This is a genomic window from Telluria sp. RB2R28, assembly GCF_059685835.1.
The window spans coordinates 131,595-146,883 of sequence record NZ_JCASIK010000007.1; the positions used below are offsets into that span (position 1 = coordinate 131,595).

Consider the following 15,289-nt stretch of genomic DNA (forward strand, 5'->3'; position numbering starts at 1 on the left):
CCGGCAGGCACGGCGTCTGCGCCGTCGCGCCTGCGCCGGTGGCACAATACGTTCGGGAGAACGTCGCATCAGGCAAGGCCGATGCGTAACCCGGTCACATTCCATGGAGCGCAGGCGCATTGACACCATCCACCGACAATCCGGCCCTCGATTTCCTGCGCTTGTCCAGCAAGCGCAGGCCGGTGGTGCGCTTCGTGGTCGCCGCGACGGTACTGGCCTGCATCCTGCTGGTGGCCTTTGCCGCGTGGTTCATCGAGACGACGCGCCGGGCGCAGATCGCGCAGACCACGGTCGCGACCAGCAATGTCGCGCGCATGATCGGGGCCCAGGTCGAATCGGCCATGAAGACCACGAGCATGGCACTGGCCAACGTCGCCGAACGGGTCGAACACGACGGCACGCGCCCCGCGGCGCTGGCGCGGCTGCAGTCGCATCTGGTCGATCTGACCCACACGACACCCGAGCTGCATGGCATCTTCGTGTATGGCGAAGATGGCGTGTGGCTGGCCACGTCGCTGGGCCAGCCGTTCGTGGCTAACAATGCCGACCGCGCGTATTTTCAGTATCACCGCGAACGTCCGGGCCGCGGCATCCACGTGGCCCATCCGGTGCGCAGCCGCTCGAGCGGCATCTGGGTATTGCCGGTGTCGCGCCGCATCGACCATGCCGACGGCAGCTTCGCCGGCGTCGTGCTCGTCACGCTGAAGGTCAACTTCTTCGAACAGATCTACGACGACCTGGATATTGGCCGCACCGGCACGGTGCTGCTGGCGCTGGCCGACGGCACGGTGGTCTACCGGCGCCCGTTCGACGAGAAGATCATCGGCACCAACCTGTCGCAGGGGGTGGTGTTCCAGGCGATCCGCAGCAAGTCGGCCGGCGCCGATTTCCTGACCGCCACGGTCGACAGGATCGAAAGGCTGTACAGCTTTCGCCGGGTCGATCGCGTTCCATTCGTGATCGCCGTCGGCCAGACCAAGGACGAGCTGCTGGGCAACTGGAAGCAGTCGAGCCTTCTGATCGGCGCTGTCACGCTGCTGATCGCGGCGCTGTTTACGCTGTTCGGGCGCAAGCTGGTGCGGCAGATCGCGATCCGCGACCGGCTCGACCAGACCTTGCGTGCCTATTCCGAAGACCTGCAGCGCGACAATCTGGGGCTGCACGAACTGGCGCACACCGACAAGCTCACGCAACTGGCCAACCGGCGCCGCTTCGATGACATGCTCGACCATGAATGGCGCCGCGCGCAGCGCAGCAATGCGCCGCTGGCGCTGATCCTGCTCGACATCGACTACTTCAAGAAGTACAACGACCATTACGGCCATCCGGCCGGTGACGCCTGCCTGCGGGGTGTGGGCGGCGTGCTGGCCGCCAGCCTGAATCGCACGGGCGACCTGCCCGCCCGCTACGGCGGCGAAGAATTCGCGATCATCCTGCCGGCGACCGACCTGCACGGCGCGCTGGCTGTCGCCGAGCGCATGCGCCAGGACATTCTTGGCCTCTGCATCTCGCACGTGGAATCGCCTTTCGGGACCGTCACGGCCAGCCTTGGCGTGGCCTCCTTCGAACCTGGCGGCAAGGAGTCACTGGACACCGCCGACCTGGTCGTACGCGCGGACATGCAGCTCTACCAGGCCAAGGCTGCGGGCCGCAACCGGGTGTGCGGCGCAGCCTTCAGCGCCACCGGCGCCGACGCCGGTTCAAGCGAAGGCCAGGCGGCGCAATGAGGCGTCGATATCGTGCAGGCTGTCGACTTCACAGGTGGGAATGGCGAGCGATTCGTTGGCCAGACGGCCCGGATTGAACCAGACGCTGTCGATGCCGAAGCGGTTCGCGCCGAGGATGTCGGCGTCCAGGCGGTCGCCCACGATCACCGTATCGGGCTTGGTGAAGGTGCGCGCCATCTTGCTGGTGTACTCGAAGAAGCGGCTGTCCGGCTTGGCGAAGCCGCAGGCTTCGGACGTCGCGACGAATGACAGCGACGGGGCCAGCCCCGAACTGGCGATGCGCCGGTGCTGGATCGCGTGCGCGCCGTTGGTGATGATGCCCACTTCGCCGATCCCGGCCAGCGTCTCGCACAGCGCTACGGCGCCGTCCACAAGCACGACGGTATCGGCAAGGGATTCGCTGTACACATCGCTGGCAACGTGTGGATCGAGGTCGATCCCGTTGTCGGCGAAGGTCTTGCGAAAGCGTTCAATGCGCAGGAAGTCCTTCGACACGGCGCCCTGTTCAAAGAGGCGCCACAGCGCGACGTTGGTCATCTGGTACTGCGCGAACAGGGCGTCAAGGCCCTCACGCAGATCGAGGTGCGCCATCGTGCGCTGGAAGGAAGCTTGTTCGGAAGCCCGGAAATCGAGCAGGGTGTCGTCGAGGTCAAACAGGAAAAGTCGGTGTTTCATTGCGTCCAACAGTAAGGCGGCAATGCTCCATGGTAGCACCCGCCGCCAAGCTGCGTCAGCTGGGGTTCGGATCGGGCACCGGCTCGTCATCGTGCGGCAGATGGCCCGGCTGGTGATGCGGATGCGGATGCGGCGCCTCGAACGGATCGGGCATTGGATCGTCGACGGGCGCCGGATCCGGCGCGCGGTGGGCATGGATGGAAAACGGCGGCGCTGATGGCGCGGTATGGCCTGCTTGCATGATGCGGTCCTCCTCGATTGGCTGATTGGCTGATTGGCCCACCTTAGCATGCGCTCCTGCGGCGCGGCGCGCGCCGGCAGTGGGCTACAATGCGGTCTTTCCGAACACCGCCTGCTGACCGTCCCCATGGAACTTTCGATCACCACCCTGGCCCTGCTCGTCCTGACCCCGCTGCTGGTCTGGCGCATCTACGCGCGCATCAAGAAGCAGATGCTGCGCCAGCGCTCGATCTACCAGCGCCATTACACGGGCATCCTGGTGTTTGGCGCGATGATCCTGGTGCCGGCGGCGCAGCTATTCGCCAGCCCGTACAACCTGGCGGCGCTGCTGGTGGGCGCCGCCGGCGGTATCGGCTACGGCGTGTGGGGCCTGAAGCTGTCACGCTTCGAGGCCACGCCCGAGGGTTACTTCTTCACGCCGAACGCCCGCCTGGGCCTGGTGATGGCGATGATCCTGGTGGCGCGCATCCTGTACATCGGCGTCGAGATCTACGCCAACCAGGGCAAGGGCTTGCCCACGCCCCAGTTGAGCGACAGTCCGCTGACCATGCTGTGTGTGGGTCTCACCAGTGGCTACTTCGCCTGTTATTCGGCCGGGCTGCTGCGCTGGCGGCGGCGGGCCAAGCGCCAGAGCTTGCAGGCATAAAAAAAAGGGATCCGCATCGGATCCCTTTTTGCATCAAGCCGCCTTCGCGTCTTCCTTCCGGCGCTGCAGCACGAAGATCGGCTGCGCCCACTGCTGGTCCTTCTTCTTCTTGCTCGTGATGAGCGTCAGTTCCGACGGGTCGTAGACGTCCGTGTTGTGCGTCAGCGGGGTCGTCATCAGGTACTGGGCGTCGGTGTTCTTCAAAAACTCGCCGACCAGCTGGATGTTGCGGATATCCAGGTGGGCAAACGGTTCGTCGATGAACACGAAGCCGCCCGAGCCTTCTTCGGACTTGAGCAGGCCAATCAGCAGCACCAGCGACTTCATGACCTGCTGGCCGCCCGACGCTTCGCCGTCGTTCATCCCGATCTGGTCCTTGCCGTCGAACTTGAAGCGCACGTGCAGGCCCGCCTGCGACAGTTGCACGTCGTCGTTCTCGAGGCGCACCGGGTCGGCCTGCACGTCGATCCCGGCCAGGCCACCCAGTTCGCGGATGTTCTTGGTGTAGGTCTTGATCGTGTAGCGCAGGCGCTCGATGTAGGCGCCGCGCGCATTGCCGGTCGCTTCGATCGCGCGGTTGTTCTGGTAGCGGCGCTCTTCGGTCTCGGTCTGGCGGCTTTCGAGCTGGTCGTGCAGGCGCGCGTACTGGTCGACCACCGTCGGGTCGAGTTCCCAGTCGTCGCGCGCCAGCGACCCTTCAAGGGACCCGAGGCGCAGATTGACCTGGTGCGCGTTTTGGTGCTTGGCCACCAGGTCGCCGCGCCAGTTCGGATTCTTCCAGGCGCCCGGCACTGCACGCCAGCTGCGGCGCAACTCCAGCAATGCTTTGGCGTGCTCGGTGCGCTGGTCGATCTGGCGGCGATGGTTCAGGCGCATGCCCGCCTCGGCTTCCGACAGCGCCATGCGCGCGTTCTGCCACACGGTGTCGGCGCGGGTGCGCGCGACGGTCGCGTTCTTGCTCAGCGTTTGCAGCTCGCCCAGGCGCGCGCCCACTTCCATCCGCTCGGCTTTGAGCGGCGCCAGTGCGCGCGCGGCTTCTTCGAATTCTTCCTGACGCGCCGACAGTTCCTTGGCCGCGTCCACGCCGGCGATGCGCGCCTTCAGGCCGCCCACTTCGGCAGCCAGCTTCGAGATCGCCAGCGTCAGCGCATCTTCCTTCTGTTCCAGCGCCGGCAGTGATTTCTGGATCGCTTCCAGACGCTGCGTCTTGCCGGCTGCGCCAAAGCGATAACGCGATGCTTCGACGAACAGCGAACGGCCACCGCGGCGTTCGCGGTGGTAAGCGTCCGGCGTGATCCACTCGTCCGAGCGGCTCTTGAAACCGTCGTCGACCGAATCGACGCGCACGATGCGCTCCAGCTGGTCGATCAGCCAGCCCGGCGCCTTGCCAGAAAAGCTCACCACCGACAGCAGGCTGTCATCCTTCACGACCGGCGCCGTCACGCAATCGGGCACGATGAAGTGGCGATAGCGCTCCTTCTCGGCCAGGCGGTAGGCGTTGGCGGCATCCGACGCTTTTTCGAGCAGCACGACCGATGCGTAACCACCGAGCACGCCTTCGACCGCGCCCTGCCATTTCGGGTCCGTCACTTCGACGATGTCCGACAGCATGGCGTGCGCGATGCCTTCATCGCGCAGCGCGCGGCGCATCAGGCGCTGTGCTTCGGGTTCCGGCATCGCGCTCTTGCCCTGCAGCTGGGAGATCGTCGCCAGCTCGCCCGCGATCTTGGTCGACACGGCCTCGCGCGCGCTCTTCTGGCGCGCAAGCTCGGCTTCTTTTTCGCCCAGCTGCTTGCCCACTTCAGCGATGTCGGCGCCCGCGTCCGCCGACAGCTTCTGCAGGCGGTCGCGCTGTTCCAGCAGGCTTTCCAGCGGTTTCAAGCGCGTGTTCACTTCGGTCAGGCGGCGGGCCAGTTCGCCGCCCTCCTGCTCGAGCTGCGTTTCCTGCTTTTGCGCTTCGGTCAGCGCGCGCTGCTGGCTGGCCAGCTGGCTGCGTTTCTCGGCCAGCTGGCCGTCGGCCTGCACCAGGGGCTTTTTCGCTTCGCGCAGCGTGCGCGAGACCAAGAGCGCTTTCTCGCGCGCTTCGTGGTACTGCAGCGCCGGCAGCACTTCTTCGTGCAGCTCGCGCTTTTCCTTGTGCAGATCGGACCACTGATGGTGGTTGGCCACGCGCAGGCGCAAGCCTTCGAGGTTCGTGCGCGAGGCTTCCAGTTCGGCCTCGAAGCGCTTGAGCTCGGTCTCGGTGTCGCGCTGGTGGCGCTTGGCTTCGTCGTAGGCGTCCAGCACTTCCTTGTCGCCAAAGACCTGGAACACCAGGTCGAGCAACTGGCGCGGCGCATATTCGCACAGCTTGTCGGTCTCGCCCTGCTCGAGCGCCAGCACTTTCGACATCGCCGGCGACAGGCCGGCCGACGCCAGGCGCTTGCGGTAGTTTTCCACGCCCAGCCAGTCGGTCGCTTCGGTCACTTCCTCGATCTCGACGTTACCGGGCCGCATCAGGTACTGGCGCTTCCAGTCGCCGCCGTTCTTCTGCACCTGGCAAAAGAGCGTGACTTCATCGTCGGCGAAAAAGCCTGAGTGACGAAACGGCCGGTTCGACAACTGGCGGCCCACCGGCTTGTTGTCGACGACGGCGCGCAGCCAGGCGCTTTGCTGGCCCGAGTGGCGCGCATAGTGTTTATACGTGCGGCCCATCGAGCAATCGAGCCCGAACAGCGTGCGCATCGCGTCGAGCAGCGTGGTCTTGCCCGAGCCGTTCTGACCGGCGATCGTGATGATCTTGGCGTCGAGCGGGATGTTCTTGATCCGCTGCCAGTAATCCCAGTGGACCAGTTCGAGTGATTTAATGTGGAACATCGGCTATCTCAATTCGGGGTGTCGGGGACATCAAGGGCGCCGTCGGGCGCCAGGGCATCGTTGGCGGCGTCGGCATCGACCGGTGCCACGCGGCGCGGCGCGGCCGCCAATGGCGCGCGCTTGAACACTTCGGACAGCGCGCCGTTGATGATGCGTTCCTTGAGCACGTCGGTGTCCATCATCAGGTCGAGCAGCGGGCCTTCCAGGATCACGTCGCCGCGGCGTTCGATGAAGCCCAGCTTCGACAGCACGCCCAGGTTCATGTCCATCCGCGTCTTCTTGCCCAGCTTGTCGCCGAAGTCCGACAGCAGCGCCGTGTACGAAATGCCGATCGAGGTGTCTTCAGCGCGCGGGATCGACAACTCCTTCTCGAACATGTCGTTCTGGTCGTCGTCGATCGTCGTGTGGGTTTCCTGGCGCTCGCGCTTGGGCAGGATGATCTGCGCCCACAGCACGACGAGCAGCGCCACGCCATCGCGCGTCAGGCCAAAGTTATTGTTCTGCCAGATGTCCTTGGCCCCGAAGATCTTCGGCTCGACGTTGCGGTGCAGCGCCACGGTGACGTGGTCGGCATACACGTTATCGAGCAGCTTCAGGCCCGATTCGAGCAGGCGCTTGTCAACTTCAGCGCGGAACTGGTCGTCCGACAGCGCGCGCTTGACCATCTTGTCGTCGCGGCGCAGGGTCTGGTGCGTCAGCAGGCGCGCGATCAGGATTTGTGCATCGTCATTCATGGGGCAGGCTGTCCATCAGGAGTGGAATCGGCATTCAGTGAAAGGGTCGCGACCGACATGGCCGCCACTTCCGGGTCGTTCAGCTGGACCATCTCGTCGAGCGAGACAAACGTCAGCGGCAGGCGCGCCAGTTCGGCGGTCGCGCCCTGCAGGCTTGCTTCAGATGCGTCGCCCAGGAGCGGCAGCAGCGAGGCGCGGTACGAGGCCAGCGCGAACGTGGCCGGCAGCAGCGATTCATGCAGCTGCACGCGGCGCGGGCCGACACTCGAAAATTCGGGGAAGTTGCCCAGGTTGGCGAAGTCGGCCAGCTTGTTGATCCAGTCGTTCAGCTCGAGCTGCATGGCCGGATTGTCGTTGACCGTCAGCGGCGCATCCTGGCCGCTCGGCAGGCCTTTCGGGCCGGTCGAGATGATGCGCTCGGCCAGCAGTTCGGTTTCGGCCACGTCGATCATCTCGGCCGGGGTGCCGAACAGCGGCGTGACCGGGCGGTCGATCGCGCCGGCAGCGAGGCTCGCCAGGTCGTCGTGCGCCAGCAGCCAGCGTTTCACGTCGGTGGTCGACAGGCCCGACTGGCCCAGGTGCACGCGCTGGCGTTCGATCTGGTTCAGCGCGCGCGAGAACATGCCCTGCATGTTCAGCAGTGCGCTCTGCGCGCGGCCGATCGCCTGCGCCGCGCGGTGCGTGGCGGCGTCGGCCCGTTCGTCGGACGTGATGGCGCGCAGGATGACCGAGCCCTTCTCGACCCAGTCACAGGCCATGTGCCACTTTGCCTGCGACGTACGCAGGCGGAACTCGGAGCCGGACGCGATCGCATCGCGAAATTCCTCGGTCAGTTCGACCAGGCGGCCCAGCAGGTGTTTCAGCTGGTCGACCGTGACCCCGCCCACGGCCTGGGCGCCCGCCACCTGCGACAGCAGGAAGCCCATTTCGGCTTCGTCGCCTTCGGGCTTGCCCAGCGCCAGCAGGGTTTCCAGCGCGGACAAGACGTTGCGGGCCAGCGGCGTGATGCGGTAGACGGCAGCCGGGGCATCCCAGGCCAGCAGGCCGTGGCCGCGCAGGCGGTTGAGCACCGTTTCCAGGCTTTCGGGGACGAGATAGGCCAGCTTCTGGTTGATGTCGGCGCGCGAGAAGGCCGACGTGGACGCGTCGCCGGCCAGTTCGCGCAGGACGAGCAGACGCACCAGCACGCCGTCCTGCGTGCCGTGGAACAGGGCCGTGAAGGCCGACAGCATTGGCTGGGCACGCTTGAGGTGGAAGACTTGCTCGATTTCATCGGGAGCAATGCCATCCTGGAAGTGTACCTGCAGCGGATCAAGTTCCTGCGCTGTCGTCGAGGCGTCGGCAGCGTGCGCCGCGCCGGCTTGGGGGTCGATCATTTTGTTAATAACCAGTCTCGTGCGCGGCCGGGACGGGTCTGCATTGCATTTGTTACCACAGACCCGGCCAGCTTCGCGGGGGCGTCAGTATAACAGTTAAGACTGGGCAATTCCGGAATGGCTGCCCGCCAGGGCAGCCTCTGCAACACCGCTGCGACTTAAGTCTTGGTCACGCTCTTGAGCGTCTGCTCGATGGTTTCCTTGTCGCCTTCGGTGAAGCGGATCTTGACCGGATAGTATTCGTGCGCCGGTGCCAGCCAGACGTCCACGCTCTGGTCGCGGCTGCCTTTCAGGGCTGCGCGGGTGACCAGAATCGCGTCGACCTCGCCCAGGCCCGTTTTGACTTTCTCGCTCCGCACGACCTTGAAGGTCCAGGTCTCGGCGCTGCTGCGCCCTGCCACGAAGAACGGCCACTCCGAGCCCGGCTTGAACTTGTCGCCGGCGGCGCGCGCCACGGCGGCCAGTTGCCAGGTGACCGACACGCGGTCCTGCTCCCCGCCCTTGAGCGGATAGGTCTTCTCGCCTTCCGAGAACCGCATCGTCCTGGCGGCCCGGTCGAACGTGATCGAGGTGGGGTCCTTGCGCATGCGTTTTTCGGAAAACTCGGTCGGCGCCAGGCCGTAGGCGTCGATGACGCCCTGGCTGCGGTTGTCGAGCAGCGTGCCCAGGATCGCCACGCGCGACTCGAAACGCACGTCGTACTTGCCGTCGCCGGCGCGCCAGTTGACGGTGGCGTCGCCTTTCAGGGCCAGGCCCTTCTGGCGCGCGGCCAGGTCGTACGCCAGATCGGCCGATGGCGGCAATTCGAACGCGCGCTTGATGGCCGGATGGGCGGGCTGGGCGGACGCGCCACCCAGTGCGAAGGTCAGCGCCAGGGCTGCACCGATGTGTCGAATGTTGTTCATAGGCATATCAAGATCCTGAATGGTCCAAGACGATATTATTCACTGTTTGCGTGGTTACTGCTCCGTTGGGCTCGCTATTGCGAATCCGCACCGGATACCAGCCATGCGCCGGGGCCAGCCAGATGTCCAGGCGCGACTTGTACGAGCCCGGTTGCGGCGGGCGCGTCAGGTGCCAGGTTTGCAGTGTGCCGAGTTTGGTATCGATTGCTTCCTGCCCCACCACCGTGAAGCGGTAGATTGCCGCATCGCGGTCTTCGCCAACGAAAATGTCGATGGCGCCGGTGAGCTGCTTCGGGTCGCCACGCGCGATCGCCGCCAGTTGCAGCGGGATGCTGGCCTTGTCCTGGGCGCCAGCCGGCAATTGGTGCGTCGCTTCCGATGCCGAAAACGTGATCACGCCCTTGCGCCAGTTGAAATGGGTGGCCGTCATGGCGCGGCCGCGCCGCTTCTCGGTCATCGTGATCGGGGCGAAACCCGTTGCGGCCACCGCGCCATCACTCTTCAACACCACCAGATTGACCCGCGCGAACACGACGCGGATGCCGGCTTCGATCTGGATGCGGTAGCTGTCCGCGTTCAGTTGCCAGGCCAGCAGCGCCTCGCCCGACCACTCGGTGCCGTCGGCGTCGGTGCGTGCGACGTCGAGCGTGATCTTTGCGGGCGGCGGCATGTCGACCACGTAGCGGCGGGCTTCCGGTGCTGCCGGTGGCGGTGGCGGTGCGGCCGCCGCCGGCGCGGATGCTGGCGGCGCCTGCGGGGCTGGCGCCGCGGGCGTGGGCTCGGCTGCCGGCGTGGCCGGCGCTGCGCCAGCACCGGCACCGGAAGGCGCCGTATCGGTCACCGGCGTGATGTCGCCTGGCCGGTCGGGCACCGCAATCTCCACCGGCACCGGCGGCATCCGGGGCAGTGGCGGCGGACTGGCCTGCGGTACCGGCAACGGTTCGGGCGCAGGCTCTGGCGGAGCAGCGGGCAGCAGTTGGGCCACCAGCGTCACTGGCGCGCCACCTGGCGTGGCCGCCGGCGGCAGGACCGGGCTGACGTGCCCCAGCTCGGTCAGGACGATCCAGTGCAGCAGCACGACCAGCACCACAGGCAGCAGCCGGTGGCGACGGGGAAGAAGAATCGGTGCGGATGGCATGACGCTAGTGTAGCGCGGGCGCCGGAATGGACACGGGTGCCGGGATCAGGGCAACAGGATCGACAGCTCTTGCGCACTCGCGCGCAGGACCGGCAAAAACTCTTCTTCCATCTTGCGCCGCGACACCCGCGCTGCGTGCGCCCCGATGTTCAGCGCCGCCAGCACATTGCCCGACGCGCCGCGCACCGGGACCGAGATCGAGCGCAGGCCGACTTCCAGCTCTTCTTCGACCAGCACGTAGCCGGCGGTGCGCACGTCCGCCAGGATGGCCCTGAGCCGCTCGGGATTGACCACCGTGCGCTCGGTCATGGCCTTGAGCGGCACGCGCGCCAGATAGTCGTCCAGCTCTGGCGCCGGCAGGTGCGCCAGCAGCATGCGGCCCAGCGCCGTGCAGTACGCCGGCAGGCGGCTGCCGGTGGTGAGCGACACCGACATGATGCGCGAGGCGGCCGAGCGCCCCACGTACAGCACTTCGTCGTCCTGCAGCACGCCGAGCGAGCACGATTCGTTCAGGCTGCGGCTGACCTGGTTCAGGTAGGGATGGGCCGAGACCGTGAGCGGCGTCGACGACAGGTACGAGTAGCCGAGCGACAGCACCTTGGGCTTGAGCGAGAACTGGTTGCCGTCCGCGCTGGCATAGCCCAGCGCGATCAGGGTGTGCAGACAGCGCCGCACCGAGGCGCGCGGGATCGCCGTGCGGTGGCTGATCTGGGCAATGGTCAGGCTGCGGCGCTGGTCGCTGAACGCCTGCAGCACCGCCAGCCCGCGCGCCAGCGACAGCATGAAATTCGGGTCGCTGGCGATGATGTCCGCTGGCGGCTCAGGCTCGTGTGGCATGCTCATGGTGCTCCTTGGCAATGACGTGATAAACCGTTCGGCAATCGAACACATTCCATCGAGCTGTCTTGCGCCCCGGGCCGGCACACTCCTACACTCGATTCATCTGTTCAGTGATCAGACATTAGGGCGATTATCGAACAGTGTCAACGCGCGTTGCGCTGGAAAGGACCTGCACCATGATCGACAAGATTTCCCCATCGGTGGACGCGGCAGTGGCCGACATCCCCGATGGCGCGACCATTCTGATCGGCGGCTTCGGCACTGCCGGCATGCCGGCCGCCCTGATCGACGCGCTGATCGCCCAAGGGGCGCGCGACCTCGTCATCGTCAACAACAATGCCGGTAACGGCGACACCGGCCTGGCGGCGCTGCTCAAGGCGCGCCGCGTGCGCAAGATCATTTGCTCGTTCCCGCGCCAGGCCGATTCGCACGTGTTCGACGCGCTATACCGGGCCGGCGAAATCGAACTCGAACTCACGCCGCAGGGCAATCTGGCCGAGCGCATCCGCGCCGCCGGCGCCGGCATCGGCGGCTTTTTTTCGCCCACCGGCTACGGCACCGATCTGGCGGCCGGCAAGGAAACGCGCCTCATCGACGGGCGCCACTATGTGCTCGAGTCGCCGATCCACGCCGACTTCGCGCTGATCAAGGCCTTCCATGGCGACCGCTGGGGCAACCTGGTGTACCGCAAGACCGCGCGCAACTTTGGCCCGATCATGGCGATGGCCGCGCGCTGCACCATCGCCCAGGTCACCCGGGTGGTCGAACTGGGCGAACTCGATCCGGAAGCCATCGTCACACCGGGCATTTTCGTCCAGCGTGTCGTACAGGGAGACGCCGCATGCAACGCTTGACCCGCGACCAGATCGCCGCGCGCGTCGCGCGTGACATTCCCGAAGGCGCTTACGTGAACCTGGGGATCGGCCTGCCGACGCTGGTCGGTGCGCACCTGCCCCCGGACCGCGAGATTTTTCTGCATAGCGAGAACGGCCTGCTCGGCATGGGCCCGCCGCCCGCCCCCGGTGACGAAGACGAAGACCTGATCAACGCCGGCAAGCAACCGGTGACGCTGCTGGCCGGCGGCAGCTACTTCCACCACGCCGACTCGTTCGCGATGATGCGCGGCGGGCACCTCGACATCTGCGTGCTCGGCGCGTTCCAGGTGTCCGTGCAGGGCGACCTGGCCAACTGGCATACCGGTGCACCGGACGCAATTCCGGCCGTGGGCGGCGCGATGGACCTGGCGATCGGCGCCAAGCGCGTGTTCGTCATGATGGAGCACCAGACGCGTGACGGCGCCAGCAAGATCGTCGAGCGCTGTACCTATCCGCTCACGGGCCTCGCGTGCGTGAGCCGCATCTACACCGACCTGGCCGTGCTCGATGTGACGCCCGCTGGCCTGGCGGTGCGTGACATCGTCGACGGCCTGTCGTTTGCCGAACTCGAACACCTGACCGGGCTGGCCTTGACGGATGCGACGCAGGCGCGCGCCGGCGACCTGCCTCCAATCACCCAACGCGTCTGACCACGAAGGAGAAGCCCGCCCTGCCCTGGTTTGTCAAGCAGCCGGCGCCCGACGCCAGCGCTTTCCTATAAAAATACAAGGAGACAATATGCATCGACAAGACGTGACCCTGGTCACCGGCGGCAGCGCCGGCATTGGCCGGTCCATCTGCGAGACGCTGATCGAACAAGGCCGCACGGTCGTCAATCTCGACTCCCACCAGCCCGACTGGCGACATGACCGGCTCGTGTCGTTCCAGGCCGACCTGACGCGCCAGAACGAGACCCGCATGATCGCGCAGCAGATTGCGGCCGCCTACAATGTGACGGCGCTGGTCAACAATGCGGGCGCCACCCGCCCCGGCACCATCGACACGGCCACGATGGAGGATCTCGACCATGTCGTGGACCTGCATCTGAAAGCCGCCATCCTTCTCGTCCAGGCCTTCCTGCCGGCGCTGCGTGCGTCGGGACACGGCCGCATCGTCAACATCGCCTCGCGCGCGGCACTGGGCAAGGCCGAGCGCATCGTGTACGCCGCCACCAAGGCCGGCCTGATCGGCCTGACGCGCACGCTGGCGCTCGAACTGGGCGGCGACGGCATCACCGTCAATGCCGTGGCGCCGGGGCCGATCGCGACCGAACTTTTCCACAACAGCAATCCCGACGGCGCGCCGCAGACCCGGCGCATCATCGACAGCATCGTGGTGGGCCGCCTCGGTACGCCAGCCGATGTGGCGCGTACGGCCGCCTTTTTCCTGTCGCCCGACAACGGTTTCGTCACCGGCCAGGTGCTGTATGTGTGTGGCGGCACCACGCTGGGCGTGGCCCCGGTCTGATTCGATCTGCAACAAGGCCTGGCTGCCGTCCGCGCGCGTGCCCGGTCCATTTCGCCGCACCCGTTGTCCTTATTGGAGACCCATCATGTCACGCACCTTTTCGTCGACCCGCCGTACCCTCACCCTCGCCGCTGCGTCGGCCCTCGGCCTGCTGGCCCTGACGCCGCTGGCGGCGCAGGCCCAGGCCTTCCCCACCAAGGCCATCACGATCGTCGTCCCGTTCTCGGCCGGCGGCACGACCGACATTCTGGCGCGCGTGCTGGGACAATTCATCAGCAAGGATCTTGGCCAGCCGGTCATCATCGACAACCGCGCGGGCGCAGGCGGCAATATCGGCACCCAGCTCGTGGCGCGCGCCGCGCCCGACGGCTACACGATCCTCATGGGCACGGTAGGCACCCACGCCATCAACCAGAGCCTGTACCCGAAACTGGGGTTCGATCCGATCAAGGACTTCGCACCGCTCACGCGCGTGGCCCTGGTGCCGAACCTGCTGGTGGCCAATCCGGCGCAGCCGTTCAAGACCGTCAAGGAGCTGATGGCGTATGCCAAGGCCAATCCCGGCAAGGTCACGTTCGGCTCGTCGGGCAGCGGTACGTCCATTCACCTGTCCGGCGAACTGTTCAAGCAGATGGCCGGGGTCGACCTCCAGCACGTGGCCTACAAGGGGAGCGCGCCGGCCGTCAATGACCTGCTGGGCAACCATATCGCGATCATGTTCGACAATATGCCGTCGGCGATCAGCCACGTCAAAGCCGGCAAGCTGCGCCCCCTGGCCGTCACCACAGCGCAGCGTTCGCCGGCGCTGCCCGACGTGCCGACGGTCGCCGAAGCGGGCGTGCCTGGCTACGAAGCCACATCGTGGTTCGGCCTGCTGGCGCCGGCCAAAACGCCGGCCCCTGTCGTGGCAAAGCTGAACGCGGCGATCCTCAAGGCGCTGGCCGACCCGGACGTCAAGAACAAGCTGCTGGAGCAAGGCGCCGAACCAGCCGGCGAGACGCCGGCGCAGTTCGCGGCCTTCATCGCCAGCGAGACGGTCAAGTGGGGCAAGATCGTCAAGCAGTCCGGCGCGACAGCGCAGTAAGCTGCCGTGGTGCACGGGGCGTGGTCCGCCCCGGCGTTATCTGCTACGCTAGCCGCACCAACACAGGAGACGCCACATGCTCAAGCCGCCCATGCCAGGAATGACCGACACCCTCGAATTCGTCAAGAACCTGTGGGGCGGCATGCAGATCCCCGGCACCATGCCGGGCATGCCGCCGCTGCCCGGCGCCGGCATGTCGGTGGAAGACCTCGACAAGAAGATCGCCGACCTGAAGGCAGTCGAAGCCTGGCTCACCCTCAACCAGAACATGCTGCACGGTACGATCCAGGCCCTGGAAATCCAGCGTGGCACGCTGGCCACGCTCAAGGCGATGGGCGACAGCATGGCCCAGGCGATGGGCCAGACGAAGGTCGGCGAGTCGTCGGTTGCGCCATTCGCGCAGTTCTTTGCCCAGATGGCGCAGACGGCCACGCCACCGGCCCAGACGCCGCCAACACCAACGCCGCCACCGCCACCAGCGCCCGACGCCGCGCAGGCCGCGCCCGATGCCGCGGGCGCCGCCATGCCGGCCGCCGTGGCGTGGTGGAACCTGTTGCAGGACCAGTTCCGTCACGCCGTGGCCAGCACCATACCGGCCGAGGGCGCGGCGGCTGCCGATGACGCCAATGCCACCGACGCGCCTTCTACGACGCCTGATGCGCCATCGGAAGAACCCGCCGCGCGTGCTCGGCGCAACGTTCGCAGCAAGACCGACAAGACCTGACA

15 protein-coding genes are annotated in these 15,289 nt (G+C 66.4%); 7 read left to right on the forward strand and 8 right to left on the reverse strand.

Annotation, left to right across the window (positions count from 1 at the left end):
* Positions 1-119: 119 nt before the first annotated feature.
* The gene (locus tag AC56LV_RS21815; RefSeq protein WP_499560705.1) at positions 120-1,727 is read left to right on the forward strand and encodes a GGDEF domain-containing protein; all 1,608 of its coding nucleotides are present in this window, start codon (positions 120-122) and stop codon (positions 1,725-1,727) included.
* On the opposite strand, the gene AC56LV_RS21820 is transcribed toward AC56LV_RS21815, so the two are convergent.
* Positions 1,701-2,402 (reverse strand): YjjG family noncanonical pyrimidine nucleotidase, encoded by a 702-nt coding sequence (locus AC56LV_RS21820; RefSeq protein ID WP_499560707.1) that lies wholly within the window; start codon positions 2,400-2,402, stop codon positions 1,701-1,703. The two genes, AC56LV_RS21815 and AC56LV_RS21820, sit on opposite strands and share 27 nt — an antisense overlap.
* Before the next feature lie 55 nt (positions 2,403-2,457).
* Entirely contained in the window at positions 2,458-2,643 is a 186-nt protein-coding gene (locus AC56LV_RS21825) for a hypothetical protein (RefSeq protein ID WP_499560709.1), read from the reverse strand.
* 126 nt (positions 2,644-2,769) lie between these two features.
* Between AC56LV_RS21825 and AC56LV_RS21830 the strand changes: the two genes are divergently transcribed.
* A complete protein-coding gene (locus AC56LV_RS21830) occupies positions 2,770-3,288 on the forward strand; it encodes a CcdC protein domain-containing protein (RefSeq protein ID WP_499560711.1) in 519 nt (172 codons plus the stop codon).
* A 33-nt stretch (positions 3,289-3,321) separates the two neighbouring features.
* On the opposite strand, the gene AC56LV_RS21835 is transcribed toward AC56LV_RS21830, so the two are convergent.
* The 6 genes from AC56LV_RS21835 to AC56LV_RS21860 all read right to left on the reverse strand — a co-directional run bounded on the left by AC56LV_RS21835 (position 3,322) and on the right by AC56LV_RS21860 (position 11,140).
* Positions 3,322-6,144: an ATP-binding protein gene (locus AC56LV_RS21835; protein ID WP_499560713.1), complete on the reverse strand. Its 2,823-nt coding sequence runs from the start codon at positions 6,142-6,144 to the stop codon at positions 3,322-3,324.
* Between the two features lie 8 nt (positions 6,145-6,152).
* Positions 6,153-6,878 (reverse strand): hypothetical protein, encoded by a 726-nt coding sequence (locus AC56LV_RS21840; protein ID WP_183553974.1) that lies wholly within the window; start codon positions 6,876-6,878, stop codon positions 6,153-6,155.
* Entirely contained in the window at positions 6,875-8,254 is a 1,380-nt protein-coding gene (locus tag AC56LV_RS21845) for a hypothetical protein (protein ID WP_332530551.1), read from the reverse strand. Before AC56LV_RS21845 ends, AC56LV_RS21840 begins: the two co-directional genes overlap by 4 nt.
* A 158-nt stretch (positions 8,255-8,412) precedes the next feature.
* Positions 8,413-9,159 (reverse strand): DUF3108 domain-containing protein, encoded by a 747-nt coding sequence (locus AC56LV_RS21850; RefSeq protein ID WP_499560715.1) that lies wholly within the window; start codon positions 9,157-9,159, stop codon positions 8,413-8,415.
* Between the two features lie 7 nt (positions 9,160-9,166).
* Entirely contained in the window at positions 9,167-10,297 is a 1,131-nt protein-coding gene (locus AC56LV_RS21855) for a DUF3108 domain-containing protein (protein ID WP_499560717.1), read from the reverse strand.
* Between the two features lie 45 nt (positions 10,298-10,342).
* Positions 10,343-11,140 (reverse strand): IclR family transcriptional regulator domain-containing protein, encoded by a 798-nt coding sequence (locus AC56LV_RS21860; protein WP_499560719.1) that lies wholly within the window; start codon positions 11,138-11,140, stop codon positions 10,343-10,345.
* Between the two features lie 173 nt (positions 11,141-11,313).
* Between AC56LV_RS21860 and AC56LV_RS21865 the strand changes: the two genes are divergently transcribed.
* From AC56LV_RS21865 to AC56LV_RS21885, 5 genes are all read left to right on the forward strand, one after another.
* A complete protein-coding gene (locus AC56LV_RS21865; protein ID WP_258837292.1) occupies positions 11,314-11,991 on the forward strand; it encodes a 3-oxoacid CoA-transferase subunit A in 678 nt (225 codons plus the stop codon).
* Positions 11,979-12,662 (forward strand): 3-oxoacid CoA-transferase subunit B, encoded by a 684-nt coding sequence (locus AC56LV_RS21870; RefSeq protein WP_499560721.1) that lies wholly within the window; start codon positions 11,979-11,981, stop codon positions 12,660-12,662. Before AC56LV_RS21865 ends, AC56LV_RS21870 begins: the two co-directional genes overlap by 13 nt.
* Before the next feature lie 88 nt (positions 12,663-12,750).
* Positions 12,751-13,479: an SDR family NAD(P)-dependent oxidoreductase gene (locus AC56LV_RS21875; RefSeq protein WP_499560723.1), complete on the forward strand. Its 729-nt coding sequence runs from the start codon at positions 12,751-12,753 to the stop codon at positions 13,477-13,479.
* Positions 13,480-13,564: 85 nt separating this feature from the next.
* A complete protein-coding gene (locus tag AC56LV_RS21880) occupies positions 13,565-14,563 on the forward strand; it encodes a Bug family tripartite tricarboxylate transporter substrate binding protein (RefSeq protein ID WP_499560725.1) in 999 nt (332 codons plus the stop codon).
* Between the two features lie 76 nt (positions 14,564-14,639).
* Positions 14,640-15,287, forward strand: coding sequence for a PhaM family polyhydroxyalkanoate granule multifunctional regulatory protein (locus AC56LV_RS21885; protein WP_499560727.1), 648 nt, complete (start codon positions 14,640-14,642; stop codon positions 15,285-15,287).
* Positions 15,288-15,289: the final 2 nt, after the last annotated feature.

Excerpts from the sequence above, each read along its gene's own strand:
- AC56LV_RS21820 (WP_499560707.1), bottom strand. The coding sequence starts at position 2,402 with ATGAAACACCGACTTTTCCTGTTTGACCTCGACGACACCCTGCTCGAT.
- AC56LV_RS21825 (WP_499560709.1), bottom strand. The coding sequence starts at position 2,643 with ATGCAAGCAGGCCATACCGCGCCATCAGCGCCGCCGTTTTCCATCCAT.
- AC56LV_RS21830 (WP_499560711.1), top strand. The coding sequence starts at position 2,770 with ATGGAACTTTCGATCACCACCCTGGCCCTGCTCGTCCTGACCCCGCTG.
- AC56LV_RS21835 (WP_499560713.1), bottom strand. The coding sequence starts at position 6,144 with ATGTTCCACATTAAATCACTCGAACTGGTCCACTGGGATTACTGGCAG.
- AC56LV_RS21840 (WP_183553974.1), bottom strand. The coding sequence starts at position 6,878 with ATGAATGACGATGCACAAATCCTGATCGCGCGCCTGCTGACGCACCAG.
- AC56LV_RS21845 (WP_332530551.1), bottom strand. The coding sequence starts at position 8,254 with ATGATCGACCCCCAAGCCGGCGCGGCGCACGCTGCCGACGCCTCGACG.
- AC56LV_RS21850 (WP_499560715.1), bottom strand. The coding sequence starts at position 9,159 with ATGAACAACATTCGACACATCGGTGCAGCCCTGGCGCTGACCTTCGCA.
- AC56LV_RS21855 (WP_499560717.1), bottom strand. The coding sequence starts at position 10,297 with ATGCCATCCGCACCGATTCTTCTTCCCCGTCGCCACCGGCTGCTGCCT.
- AC56LV_RS21860 (WP_499560719.1), bottom strand. The coding sequence starts at position 11,140 with ATGAGCATGCCACACGAGCCTGAGCCGCCAGCGGACATCATCGCCAGC.
- AC56LV_RS21865 (WP_258837292.1), top strand. The coding sequence starts at position 11,314 with ATGATCGACAAGATTTCCCCATCGGTGGACGCGGCAGTGGCCGACATC.
- AC56LV_RS21870 (WP_499560721.1), top strand. The coding sequence starts at position 11,979 with ATGCAACGCTTGACCCGCGACCAGATCGCCGCGCGCGTCGCGCGTGAC.
- AC56LV_RS21875 (WP_499560723.1), top strand. The coding sequence starts at position 12,751 with ATGCATCGACAAGACGTGACCCTGGTCACCGGCGGCAGCGCCGGCATT.
- AC56LV_RS21880 (WP_499560725.1), top strand. The coding sequence starts at position 13,565 with ATGTCACGCACCTTTTCGTCGACCCGCCGTACCCTCACCCTCGCCGCT.
- AC56LV_RS21885 (WP_499560727.1), top strand. The coding sequence starts at position 14,640 with ATGCTCAAGCCGCCCATGCCAGGAATGACCGACACCCTCGAATTCGTC.